At 52.3% G+C, this 13,109-nt stretch carries 11 protein-coding genes; 4 read left to right on the forward strand and 7 right to left on the reverse strand.

Features of this window, described 5'->3' with window-relative positions; genetic code table 11:
- The first annotated feature begins 44 nt into the window (after positions 1–44).
- The 4 genes from IPK01_06870 to IPK01_06885 are packed head-to-tail and all read left to right on the forward strand — an operon-like array spanning position 45 to position 3,352.
- Positions 45–674 (forward strand): hypothetical protein, encoded by a 630-nt coding sequence (locus IPK01_06870; GenBank protein MBK7933215.1) that lies wholly within the window; start codon positions 45–47, stop codon positions 672–674.
- On the forward strand, positions 674–1,561 hold the full coding sequence (locus IPK01_06875) for a hypothetical protein (GenBank protein MBK7933216.1): 888 nt from the start codon (positions 674–676) through the stop codon (positions 1,559–1,561). The genes IPK01_06870 and IPK01_06875 overlap by 1 nt, the downstream gene beginning before the upstream one ends.
- A gap of 11 nt (positions 1,562–1,572) precedes the next feature.
- Complete coding sequence (locus IPK01_06880; protein ID MBK7933217.1) at positions 1,573–2,664, forward strand: hypothetical protein; 1,092 nt, start codon at positions 1,573–1,575, stop codon at positions 2,662–2,664.
- Positions 2,654–3,352, forward strand: coding sequence for a type II secretion system protein (locus IPK01_06885; protein ID MBK7933218.1), 699 nt, complete (start codon positions 2,654–2,656; stop codon positions 3,350–3,352). The genes IPK01_06880 and IPK01_06885 overlap by 11 nt, the downstream gene beginning before the upstream one ends.
- 78 nt (positions 3,353–3,430) lie before the next feature.
- On the opposite strand, the gene IPK01_06890 is transcribed toward IPK01_06885, so the two are convergent.
- From IPK01_06890 to IPK01_06920, 7 genes are all read right to left on the reverse strand, one after another.
- On the reverse strand, positions 3,431–4,720 hold the full coding sequence (locus IPK01_06890) for an amidohydrolase (protein MBK7933219.1): 1,290 nt from the start codon (positions 4,718–4,720) through the stop codon (positions 3,431–3,433).
- 163 nt (positions 4,721–4,883) lie between these two features.
- The gene (locus tag IPK01_06895; GenBank protein MBK7933220.1) at positions 4,884–6,044 is read right to left on the reverse strand and encodes a beta-lactamase family protein; all 1,161 of its coding nucleotides are present in this window, start codon (positions 6,042–6,044) and stop codon (positions 4,884–4,886) included.
- 11 nt (positions 6,045–6,055) lie between these two features.
- The gene (locus tag IPK01_06900) at positions 6,056–6,820 is read right to left on the reverse strand and encodes a hypothetical protein (protein MBK7933221.1); all 765 of its coding nucleotides are present in this window, start codon (positions 6,818–6,820) and stop codon (positions 6,056–6,058) included.
- 47 nt (positions 6,821–6,867) lie between these two features.
- Complete coding sequence (locus IPK01_06905; protein MBK7933222.1) at positions 6,868–7,818, reverse strand: nuclear transport factor 2 family protein; 951 nt, start codon at positions 7,816–7,818, stop codon at positions 6,868–6,870.
- 49 nt (positions 7,819–7,867) lie between these two features.
- Entirely contained in the window at positions 7,868–9,283 is a 1,416-nt protein-coding gene (locus tag IPK01_06910) for an amidohydrolase family protein (protein MBK7933223.1), read from the reverse strand.
- 8 nt (positions 9,284–9,291) lie between these two features.
- Complete coding sequence (locus IPK01_06915; GenBank protein MBK7933224.1) at positions 9,292–10,998, reverse strand: tetratricopeptide repeat protein; 1,707 nt, start codon at positions 10,996–10,998, stop codon at positions 9,292–9,294.
- A 72-nt stretch (positions 10,999–11,070) separates the two neighbouring features.
- On the reverse strand, positions 11,071–13,092 hold the full coding sequence (locus tag IPK01_06920; GenBank protein MBK7933225.1) for a glycosyltransferase family 39 protein: 2,022 nt from the start codon (positions 13,090–13,092) through the stop codon (positions 11,071–11,073).
- Positions 13,093–13,109 lie beyond the last annotated feature (17 nt).

Here is a 13,109-nt window from a genome sequence, read left to right on the forward strand (position 1 = left end):
GGCATGTGCTTACTGTGTCTATTTTTCGCTATTGGGGAAACTGTTTGTCGTTTATCACTGATCTCAATTTATCGACCAAGCCCTTTCGTAATAGGGTTTTGCCCTATTTGCTGTCCGCGTTGATGCTCGTTATCGCGGGCACGTGCGTGGTTTTTTGTCTCGCGATCCTTAAGCAAAATTCAGACGCAAACAAAGACCTGACCGCGAAGATCAAGGAGCGCGATGAGCAGATCAAACAGCTCAAAGGCGAAGGTCAGAAGGTCCAGCAAGAACTGTCGCCCGAACAGACAGCTTTACTAGGAGCGTCGCATAAGCTGGTCGCAAGTAAAAAGTTTGGATGGTCACGGCTGTTTGCCGATCTAGAGTCTGTTTTGCCGGGCAACGTAAGTGCATCGCGTATCGTTGTTCAAAATATCTACTCTGACGCCGACCGTATCAAAGCTGAGCTCGAACTCAGTGTCCTAAGCAAAGATTATCCTAGCGTGATGACGATGATCGAGAATATGCAGAATTCGGGACTGTTTCATGCGGAACTTCGCGGACAGGATCTGCAAAAGACCGACCGAATGACATATACCGAATACACGCTTCGACTGGTCTATTCGCCTGGCTACGGTTATTCGACAACAACGTCCGGCGACGTTGCACAAATTACAAATGGAGGTGAGCAATAATGGCTGACCTCGAAGTGGGAAAGGTGCTGGTCGTTGAAGGAGCGGAAGAGGTCGTACTTGATAATTACGATTCAAATCTCGCTACTCGGAGGCCTCGAAAGGTCTATTCCGGAATGTGGGGCGTGCCTGAGATCGCGGCCATTTCGGCAAGTGCGATGATCCTGCTGCTCGCGATCCTGGTCTATGTCTTTGTTGTCGTGCCGTCGACCAGAGAGGTCGCCAAGAACAGGAGCGAGGCCGACCGCCTCGCAGCCGAACTGATCTCTGCCCAAACAAAGTACGGCGAGATTACTGATACCAAGACCCAGGTCGCGAAATTGCTGACCAGCGTAAGCGATTTTGAGACGAGGTTTTTGCCGGCTGCGACCAATGGCCGAACTTCGCTCTACCAGCGGATCAATGGCCTGATCTCGGCATACGGGCTAACCAACACGACCGGCCCGGACTATCAGCCACTCGAGCCTGCAGGTCAGGATGACGGCAATAACAAGGGCGAGGGCGAACGCGGACGTGAGCGTTTTCGCAGCCTCTTTCCGGGTGTCTATGTAACGATGACCGTCGAGGGTTCATATCAGAATCTGCGGCGGTTCATTCGCGAGATCGAAACAGGGAACGAGTTTGTGGTGGTCAGTTCGGTAGAACTTGCTCCGTCGGACACCGAAGAAAAGAAAGTCGATCCGACGAAGCCGCCTCCGTCAGCCGAATTCCAGCCGGCCGGAGATCCAAGGTTTGGGGCTGCGGGAAACCCGGGAATCGTCACTCAGCCGGCGGCTGGCGAATTGACGCGAAAACCGCAGGGCAAGACACACGGCGAGATCGTGGCACTAAGATTGGAGATGGCAGCATATTTTCGGAGACCCGATTTTGTGCCTGTGGCAACGGAATAAGTTAGATAGCAATGGCAGTATCTGCACTTAGAACTACGACCGAAAGAAACAAGCTGATCGCCGCGATCTTGCTTGGAATTCTGGCTATTTTTGCATTGTATTTTGCATTTGGACGCAGCCTTTTCAGCAGCAGTGCGACTACCGCAAAGTCAACGCCGACGCCGAAACCGACCGTCAAACCAACTACTAACGATCCGAACAAATTTAAGCTGCCATCGGCTGATGAACAGGCTCTCAACAATGTTACGGTCGTGAATTACGTGCCCGGCAACAGTTATGCTCCAGACGCCGGACGCAATATTTTTGCATTTTACGAACCGCCAGCACCGACGCCGTACAGCCCTACTCCATTGCCGACGCAGACCCCGGGGCCGCCGCCGACGCCCGCACTCACGCCGCCGGTGATCGCGACTTTTATAACTCCGCAAAGCGTCTATGCAGGTTCCCAAGGGTTCAGGCTCGAGGTGAACGGCGAGCGATTTTCGCCTGACATGCATATTTACTTTAATCAGGTGGAGTTTCCGACGACCTTTATTAACGAACAGAAAATGGTAACGGATATACCGGCCAATCTGGTCTCGAGCGAAGGATCGCGTCAGGTCATCATTCAGTCGCCGGACGGTAAAATGTATTCAAACCAGATAATGCTGGTCGTGCAGGCTCCGCCGCGTCCCAGTTTCAAATATGTCGGAATGATCGGCCGCAAACGCTATAACAACGACACGGCTTATTTTCTTGAAACCGGTAAGCCGACACCGTTCGGGGCAAGGCTCAATGATGTGCTTGGCGGGCGTTTTCGATTGATAAGCATTACGCCGCAGCAGGTTACTTTTGAGGACACAAGTCTCGGATTCAAGCATTCGTTAACGATCGAAAAAACGGCGGCGAGCAGTACCGGTACGGCTCCGACACAGCCCGGCTCTCGCGGTAATATGGGTTTCCCAGGGATCGATCCCGGGTTTCAGCCGACCAATCCAACTACCATACCGCAGGATATCCCGGGAATTCCGAATAATATCCCGCGATATGTCCCTCCGACGCCGAATCCGAATCGGCAACCGACCGATAAAAAGGACGTGGATGACGACGGCGATGACGGCTAATGCAAGAAACGGTGAGCGTGGAATGACGCTTTTCGCGGTCTTGGCCGTGATGGCGATATTTGCGATTGCCTTGCTCGCGGTAGCGCCGTCGGTGCAGATGGAGGTCCAACGTGAAAAGGAACTCGAGACGATCCGCCGCGGCGAAGAGATCGCCGAAGCAATTCGCCAATATGTCGAATATTACGGTGGTGCAAAGCTGCCCAATTCGATGGACGAGCTGCTTGAGGGCTTACCGCAGGGAACCAAAAAACGGCAGATTCTGCGGGCATCGGCTGCGGTGGATCCAATGAGCGAAGACGGAAAATGGCGTTTGATCAAGGCTGATGTGACGACGCTTGGGCCATTTGCGAAACGTGTTCAGGATTATAACAACGGACTGCTTCCGTCGAACCCGAGTCAAACCTTCGACCGTTTTGCACTGGTCATCGTTAATTCTCTTAATACGGGCAGTGAGACCGACAGCACGGAACCCGATGAGGGTGAGATCGAAATTTTGACCGAGAACACCCCGTTCATTGGCGTTGCCAGCCAGAGCCGCAGCAAATCCGTAATTGCCTATTACGGCATTCAAAATCACTCAAAATGGATCTTTACGCCGCTTTTTCGCGGAACCGGCACGACACGCATAAACACCACGCGTGCCCCAAATGTCAGAGACACCGGCGGCAGCATAATTACGGATCGATAATAAAATGTCAAAACGCAGAAAAGTGAAATGCCTTGTCTCGGGAACGCCGCCTTCGCTTTTTCATTTTTCTGTGTTTCGTCACTTTGTGTAATCAATGACAATATTACAAAACGCTTTGATCCCGACGTCGAGGCGGCTGTCGTCGATAAAGAAGTCCGGCGTGTGATGTGCTGCGGCCGTCATTGGATCCTTGCCTTTAGGCATCCCGCCGACAAAGAAATAAAATGCCGGAGCCTTTTCTCGAAAAAAGGCAAAATCTTCGGCGCCGGTTACCCAATTGGAGTCGAGGACGTTGCTCTTGCCGGCTGCCTTTTCGAGCGAAGGCAGCATCTTTTTAACGAGTTCGGGTGTGTTGTACGTGACGGGCGTTTTGTTTTCGATCGAAATCTCGGCGGTAGCGCCCATGCTCTCGGCGATCTTAGTTGCAGTCCGGCGGATCCGCTCGTGGATGTCTTTTTGCATTTCGCTGTCGAGCGTGCGGATCGTGCCGGCCATCGTGAGCTCCTCAGGGATGATATTTTCGCGGACGCCTCCATTTATACGGCCGACGGTGATTACGACCGGAGCCTTGGACAATTCGGATTGGCGAGCAACGATCATCTGCAATCCTGTATAGATCTGCGATGCGACGGCGATTGGGTCGATGCCTGCCCAGGGATATGCTCCATGTGTCTGTTTGCCTTTGACTTTGATCGAGAACCAGTCGCTGGCGGCCATAACCGAGCCTGATCTGTATCTGATCGTTCCGACTTCCGTTGAAGAATTTATGTGGATGCCAAAGATGGCGTCGATCTTGGGGTTGTCCATGACGCCTTCTTTCACCATGTCGGGGGCACCGCCGGTCTCGCCTGCTGGCGGGCCCTCTTCGGCGGGCTGAAAGATGAAGACGACGCTCCCCTTGAGCTTGTCCTTCATTCCAGCAAGTACCGTTGCCGTGCCGAGCAGCATGGCGACGTGGGTGTCGTGACCGCATGCATGCATTACGCCGACGGTCTGACCGTTGTATTCGGCTTTCGCGACCGATTTGAACGGAACATCGACGCGTTCCGTTACGGGCAGGCCGTCCATGTCCGCCCGAAGGCCAATGACGGGACCGGGTAATGCACCTTTCAGGATGCCGACGACGCCCGTTTTGGCGATGCCTGTTCGCGTATCGATCCCGAGTCTGCGGAGTTCGTCAGCGATCATTTTGGCTGTATTCACTTCGCGATTGCCAAGTTCGGGATGTTGATGAATATGTCGACGCCAAGCGATAACCTGCGGCATTATTTTTGCCGTTGCGGCGGCGATATCGTCAGCGGTATTCGCGGCGAGTATATTTCCGACCGACATAAGTAGAACAAGTGAGATCGAAAAGAACTTTTTCATAGGCCTCCGAAGAAATTTCATCTAATTGTTGAACACGAAAATGCTACCGCAGATAGAACTGAACAGCAAAAAGCTACAGCGAACATCTCCGTCGGCCCTGATCAGGCGAAGGAATCGTAAGCAATACTCAGAAATTCAGTCTTCGGTCCCGGTCAGGTCTATTTCAGCGTTTCTTGACGATCTGAGCCAGGTCAGCCAAAACCCGGCCGAGAGGCTTGCCCAGATCTTGCGGAACGCTCGTATTTACCTGAACTGCAATGGCGATTCTCTGTTCCGGAAAATACATCATGTCGGTCATATAGCCGGGAAAGAAACCGCTGTGGCCGTACGATGTCCCGGCCGGCGTTTTCCTGATGATCACGCAGAGGCCGTATCTTGTCTCGCGGCCGAGCATCGGAGCGGCGACGCCATCGAACACCTGCGGCAACAGCGACGCGTCGAAGGCCTTGCCCTCGTAAATTAGCTTTGCCCAGCGGGCCAGGTCCCCGGATGTCGACGCATAACCGCCGCCGGTCCATTCGAACTGAGGATTGATCGCAAATTTTCCATTCGAGATCATCTCGTCCTTGCCGCCAAACGGGTTGTTGGCTCCGGCGTAGCCCTGGATGACGCCTTTCAGTTTGATACGGTCCTGTGGGATCGTATTTGTTAGCTTGAGCGGTTTGAGAAGGCGGCGGCCGGCCTCGTCGTAGAATTTGCGGCCCGTTACTCTTTCGATGATCATGCCGAGTACGATGTAATTCGTGTCCGAATAATCCCAGCCCTTGCCGGCGTCGAACGGCGGCTTTTCATCGAGCAAGTAGGCGAGCAATTCCTGCGGCTTCCAGATCTTTTCGGGATTTGCCGTAAGGTCTTTTGTAAATTGGTCTTTGAATTCGTAGCGCACGAGTCCGCTAGTGTGATTCAATAGTTGGCGTACCGTAATGTCCCTGGCATTCGGCAGACGCGAAAACCACGACAAGCTCCCAAGATACTTTTCGACCCTTTCGTCGAGTCCGATCTTGCCTTCGTATACGAGCTGAAGAGCGGTGGCAGCGGCAAATGTCTTGCCGGTGCTGCCGGCGAGCATTCGATCAGTCGGCTTCATCGGGCTTTTTGCCGTTCGGTCGGAGTAGCCAACGGCCAAACTCATTGTTTCGCCGTCCGCAAGTACGACGCCGAGCGTCGCGCCGGGAAATTTGCCGGCCTTGTACCATTCTTCGAGATTTCGCTGAAGTTCGTTCCTGAGATCAGAGCTTGCCGGCACGGGAGTGACCTGGGCATCGGCCGATATGAAAACGGTCAAAAATGACAGGGCAAAAACGATGGTTCGAAGAATTCGCATTTCAGCCTCGCTTATTTCTTTTTATAATATGTCCGATCGACGCTCATCCATTTCGCAGGGTTCCAGAGATCAGGATCGAGTTTTGGATTTGCCTGAACGTCCGTATAATTCTCCGTCATGGTATTCCTGCCGTCCACAAAAAACTGCACTTCTACAGCGACCCAACCGCCGCCTTTCACTTTTATATACTTGTTGAACTGTGTTTCCTGAACTATCTTTTTGTCGCGGCCGCCAAGTTGGATTAGACGCACAGAGTACAGATTCTTCTTATCGATCCATACCTGGGCGGCGTTCATATCGCCTTGTTTTGCACCGACGACATAGACGCTGCGACCCTTCCAAGTGTCTTCGCGGAGGACAGAAAGGTCGATACCGATGCCTTTTACCTGTGCGACCGTCGTGGCCACCGGCTGGTTATAAACATCAAACCCAAGGACCATAAGCGGATGGACCAATGACCGTCCGTCATTTGCCTTACCGTCCTTGATCGAATATATCTTACCGTCAGAAAACAAAATTCCGTTGCCCTTGTCGAGCGGGTCGATGTCGATCCGCAATTTTCCAGGAACCGCCATGGCTTCGTACCAGATCTCTGAGGTCGACGTGCCGTCGGGTTTGTGAGTGATCGTTTTTTGTACAAAGGTCAGTGTCCTGTACCACTTGCCGTCATACTTTTTGTGCATGGCCGCGATCAACTCTTCACCGGTCTTGATATCTGAGGCAAAAGTCGGAACAACGAACAGAGCGAGCAAAAATACGAGTTTTAATCTTTTCATAATTAATAAACGGTGAGATCGACAAAAAGGTTTATTTGGAATAGATACTATTTGCGAGACCTTGGAAGAAACTCCTTCGGGATAGGAGTGCTCGGACGTTCGTCGTCCCAACTCGCGGATGAGATCCACCAGCGGTTACCATCCCAATAGAGCTGGATGCTATTTAAGCCGCGGCCCTTGTCCGTCTTGTCATCGTTTGTGAATTCGTAGGTTGAGAAAACGTGGGCGATATTGCCGAATCGGCGTGTGACGCGATTGATCTCGCGTTCGTCAAAGCCGTTTGAGACAAAGTTGTCATTCGTGGCGTTCACATATTGGCTGTGGCTCATAATGCCGACACGGATCTTGCCGCCTTGCTCGCTCATCGCGACAAAGCGGATATCCGGAATATAAAGCGTGCGGTCGCGTGACCATTGCCGTGGCTGACCTTTTGGGCCGCGGATCGTTTCGTAAAATGCCCTAATAATGCCATCAATGCTTGAGACGTCCGAAGGATTCGCATCGACCTTGGCGATCTCAACCGCCTTCAGATCTCGGTCGCATTGGAATTCGAGCGTTGAGGCACCGTTTGCGATCTTCCAGCCTGCTTCGGTGCGGACGAGGTTGAATGTATTCGTGCCGCAATGCGAAAATTTCTCGCCGACATAGAACGTATAGCGTCCCGTGACGATCGCCATATCGCCGGCGATCCGTGCCTCGGGCGACGGCATTTTCTCCACGAAATCGCCACCCTTTGCCTCAGAGATCATCTTCGCGAACGCGTCGCCCGATAGGATCCTTGTTTTCGAAATGCCCTTGCCGTCGCGAGGTTTGTCGATCGCCACGAGTTGGCCGTCCGCACTAAATGCGGTCTTCATCTGCTCGACGCTTTTCGCCTTCATTCCGTCGAAGAGTTGGTTGACGACGGCGATCGCTGCGGTTTTGTCATCGGCGTTTTGAGCGACCGCATGGGCCGCCAAAAAAAGCCCGGTAATGGCGATGGTCTTGAGTTTATTCATAGTGGTTCAAAGTTACGTTTGACACGCTCCCCAAAGGTCGTGTTTCTGCTTATTTGTGTTCAGTGTATGAGCCTGCGATCTTTGGCGCGATCTTGTTCAGCCATTGGTCGAGCTCGGTTTGCGTGTACCACTTGCCTTTGAGCATCACTCCCGCGCGGTTCTTTGTTGCCGATATATCATCGAGGGGGTTTGAATTGAGCAGGATGAGATCAGCGCGTTTACCTTTTTGGATAGTTCCGACTTTGTCGAGGGTGCCAAAAAACTCATGTGCGTTTCGTGTGCCGGCGGTAAGTGCCGCATAGTTCGAAATCCCCGAATCTTTGAGTGCTTTCAGTTCATGGTGGATGCCAAACCCGTAAAGCCATAGGAATTCCGGCGTGTCGGAGCCGGTCATTAGTTTGCCGCCTGCCCCGTGAATCGCTCTGATAAGTTTCTCGCGAAGCTCGACCCAACGGGCACGCTTGTCAAGCGAAACCGAATTGATGAATCGATTCCGTTTGTAAAAATCGAACCATTGCTGCTGAACTTTTGGCGGATAAAATTTAAAGTCCGGCTGAGCACGTATCTCATCTTCGGTCCGCAGACGGCCAAAGGTGTTCTTCATGAAGTGGTGTGTCGGATCTACGTACGGGTTTGATGCGACGGTTTTGCGAGCGATCTCGGTGATCTTGCTTTCGTCCATATGGTCAAAGCTTGCCCAGTTCGCCGGATTGTAGATATAGACATCGGAGACCGAACCTCTGATCGGTGAATCAGCCTTAAGCAGCAGTTCCATATAACCGTCGAGATGTTCGATCTGCTGACGGGCTTTCCATGCACGCTCGACACCAACGAAACGGCTGTCAGCATGGCCAACAACGCGGATATTCTGCTTTTCGGCTTCTTCGACGGCGGCTTCGTAAATGAGCGACGGGACGTAGGTCGTAAGCTTGATGAAATCATAACCGGCGGCCTTTGACTTTCTGACGGCATCGCGAGCCTCGTCGGGATTGGTAACAACAAAATCGTTGCCCTGTTTACGGCCGGTCAGATGCGGACTCGCTACATAGATCGTCGGGGCGGCGATCTCGCCGGCTGCCGAGCGGCTTCGTAAGTTCAGCAACTCCGGCGTGCCGATCATAAACCGCACGGTCGTTACGCCATTGGCGACCATCACACGCAATTCGTCCGGTGCGATCGAATCAGGATATTCGTCGCTGTCTGATAACAAATGAGTATGCATATCGACGAGGCCGGGAATCAGGTACTTACCTTTCCCGTCAACCGTGACCGCATCTCTTGGAACTTTGACCCTAGCCGAATCACCGATACGGACGATCGTACTATTTCGGACGATCACAGTTTGGTTCGCGAGTACTCGCTCACTGTCCATGGGGATGACATTGACGCCGACAAACGCAGTTGTCTGGGCGACTATAACGACGGCAGACGCGAGAATGAGATGAAACGACAATACGATTTTCATAGATATAATCACCTGCTAGTTTTTAGCTGTGGAAGATCTTGATCCGCATTTTTCCAGACGGCCGACAGTTGTTTCCGCGCAATCGCTGCGTTTTTCAAGTCGCCGAATTTTGAGTAGGTTTCGGCTTTTCCATATAGAGCGAAACCGCTGTTTGGCCTCGTAATAAGCAATTTTTCATATGATGTGAGAGCGTCCGCTGATCTTCCTGCACGAATATATGCACGGGCAAGGCTCTCCAGGACAGGTCGTGTGTAGTGAGGAGGTTCCCAGTAGCCCAGATCCTTTTCGCTTTCGACGGCATCGCTCAAGAGTTTCACGGCTTCGATGTGGTCACCGCGAAGGCTTGCCACTGAACCGCTCAGATCGAGCAAATGAACACCGATCACGCGTGTCGCGTGGCCGAAATACCAGTCCGACGCATCCTTTGACTTGAGAGCAGACATCTGGGTGCTCGTTTGTTGAAGAGCTTTCAATTGCAAGTCGGCTTCCGCGAGGCTGCCGATCTCGATTGCTCTCATTCCGCGGATATAGCTGAGAATTCCCGTTTGATATTTCACTGACAACGACGATCGATCAGCGATCGTTATCTGTTCGAGTTCCGCGATCGCCGCGTCCCACAGTCCAAATCTCATCTGCAGCCGCACAATAGCCGTATTACCTCCGTAGAGCATATAGCCGAGGCCTGTTGATCTAAGTCGGGTGTTGTCCGACGGGATATCAACCAGCATCCTAGCGTATTTGGCTGCTTCTTTGTAGCGGCCTTCTTCGGCGCAGTTGGCGACCAGATAGTCGAGGTTGTGAGTATAATTCCAATTATTTATCGGATGGACTTTGTTCTCGCGCATGTATTTAAGATCAAAATCTAATGATGCGAGAAGCGCCTCCCGGGCCTTTTCATACATCCCGAGACGATAGTAGATATGGCCCGGCATGTGGAGCATGTGGCCGGAATTCGGCGCGAGCTTGACCAGCTTTTCGGCGCTGTCGAGGGCTTCTTCAGGACGTGGACCGTTCTCGGCGGCGTGGATCCAATAGTGATGAACTGCCGCGTGTTCTGGATGAGTTCGCAAAAGATTCTGCAGTATCGAACGTCCGTACATCTTGCCTTCGCGTGGACGGCCGTTTGGCCGATAACTTGATGCCGGTGACGAGAGGGAATTTGCCAGCAGCAGTTGAGCCTCGACATCTTCCGGATATTTGCTGATCAACGCCTCCATTTCGCCGACCCACGCCGAACGGCCTTTGCCCTGCTCGGCAAGCAGCGAGATCGCGCGCAGGTAGTACTGTTCGCGATCGGATGCCTTCGGTGCAAGTTCGACGGTTTTTTTCAACGCCGCGGCACGCTCCTCGGACATCTCTTGCGAATTCTGCCCAAGGGCGTTGTAAACTCCCCACCAAACCATCGCACAATCCGGATCGACTCTCGCGGCCTCACGGAACGCACGGTAAGATTCCATATCCCAAAATGCGTGAAGCAGATTGAGTCCCTGGTCGAAATACTTCTGTGCCGCTGGCGACTTTGTAGTGATCTTGATCGAGGCGGTGCCGATACCCTTCATCAGCGGCGGGGCAGGGAGGTTCGTGAATGTCGGTGCGGTGCCGTAATCGGAAGGGCCGTGGTTATGTTGACCAAATACCGCCGAACTGCAAGCTGCTGTTGCCGTCAAGAGCAATGCAGCCCAACTGCAATAAAAATAGCGAGAATGATGGTCCATATCTCGCTTATACGTCGGTGACCGTTTTTAGGTTTCGGTCAGTGAGTGATTTTTACTCGCGGCCACAGCGTCCTATCTTGGGGATTCGTATTCCAATAACTTATACAGATCCTTTGCGTCCTTGTCAGCCAGATCCTTTCGGACAAGGAGTGTGAGATCCACGCCAGGCCTGAGAGGATATACATCGACAAATTTGTAGTGTGCCGAATATCGCTTAAGCACATCGACATCCTGATCATTCTTCTTGGCGACGATCATTTCCGAGGCATTTACATCGGTCAGGTTGCCGTGGAAGACAGCTTTCTTGTATTCGTTCAGGTACCACGTCAGCGGCCAATAATCGGGAGAAACGATCTCGACGGAGGCTCCATTGCCTTTGCCGCTCTTTTCGGCGTAATACTCGATCTTGGCGACCATATCGAGCAGCGGTCGCTTGGTATGAGCATAAACGTAACCCATTTCTTCGTCGTCGTAGCGGACAAAATTAAGATCGTAGGTTTGGTATGCGAGCACTGTCGAGCCGAGAACCAGCGAAACGGCACCAACAGCCTTGAGAGCTGCCGTCTTTGCGGTAAGCAACTCATTTACGCCGTAACCCGCGATGATACACATCGGCAAATAGAAACTCAGGGCGAGCCAAGGCGTTTTGTATGGAATTATCGTGTATGCCGCAAACAAACCAAACGCCCAAAATGCCGCGAACATTGCGAACCGGTGCTTTGCTTTCACGAGTGCGATCAAGCTGCCAAGAGTCGAGAGAAAAAGCAGAGGAGCCTCGACCTTAAGTCCCCATTTAACGTAGCCGAGAATGCCATTTTGAGTGTGATCTTTCGTGCCGGTCCTTGTCCAGACCATGTACGCTTCAAAGGCTTTTCCGACGCCTTCTGCGTAAGTGAAAAACGACGAGAAGAACAGGACGCTAAGGTAGATAAAGATGGTCGCGACCGCGGCGGTCGTCAGCAGAAGATCGTTACCGGTGCCGATCCCACTTCGAAAATCGTGCCATGTCAAGTTAGCCGGTTCGGCGAGTTCGGTCGTATTTTCCTGTTTGTAGTAATACAAAAAGACGGCCCAAGTAAGCAGCGTCGTAAATCCGAGCAAAATTATAGTGTAGAATGCGAATGGCTCAGGTATCTTGAATTCGCCCAGAAAGTTGTCAAAGAGCCACTTCATCCCTTCGATCAGACTTTGATAATAGACGAGAGCCGCCGCTCCGAGCACCGCGTGAACGGCGGCGATGATGGTCAGCTTGTTCCGCTGAACGGCTTCGTTCTCTATAAGTCCACGCCAGATCCAAACGCACACACACGCGATCATCATCGTTCCGATCGTGATGAATCCGGTCTCTTTGGTCGCAAACATCAGAGCGACCGAAGCAGATGCGAGTAATAGATATACGGGCCGGCCATTGTTCCAATCGCGGATCATGCGGATCACGAAATAGACCAAGACCGCTTCGACGATAAAAAATGCAACGCGAAATGCCCACACCGCCGTTGTGCTCGTGCCGCCAAGCGAACTCGCAAGCGACAATGCAGAAGGCAGAAAGCAGACGAATAGAAGGAGAACCATCCAAGCGATCGCGAAGACGCCTGCCTTTCTTTTCTCGATGAATAGTACGACCGACAATACAACCGCAAGGCTCAGGAAAACAAAAAATATCTCGTGGATAAAATACCGTGAGATAAACACCATCCCAGGCGAAAGTGTCAGGAAAACGGCTGCCGACAGAGCGCCGATCTTGCCGATGTAACTCCGTAAAAAGAACGCAAGAACGACGATCAATACGCCGAAGATCGCGACACTCGCACGAACAGGTATGGTCTCGAGCCCGAAAACCTTGGTGAACGCCAGCGTTATGTAATACAGCGTCGGCCCATGGTAATTCGCCGGATCATATCTATAAACACCGTCGCGAAACAGGTTGGTCAGAAAAAAGCTATTGACGCCTTCGTCGTGGTGAAACGGTTTGAGCCCGAGCATGAAAAAGCGCAAGAAAGTCGCGGCCGCGGTAATCGCTGCACAGCTCGCGAGCCACAGGAGATCAAACTTCGGTTCAGTTTCGTTCGATTGTAATTCTTCTTCGTTTGTCATCAAAAGTAATTCAAACA

The sequence above is a fragment of the Acidobacteriota bacterium genome (genome assembly GCA_016713675.1).
In the GTDB taxonomy this organism is placed as follows: Bacteria; Acidobacteriota; Blastocatellia; order Pyrinomonadales; family Pyrinomonadaceae; genus OLB17.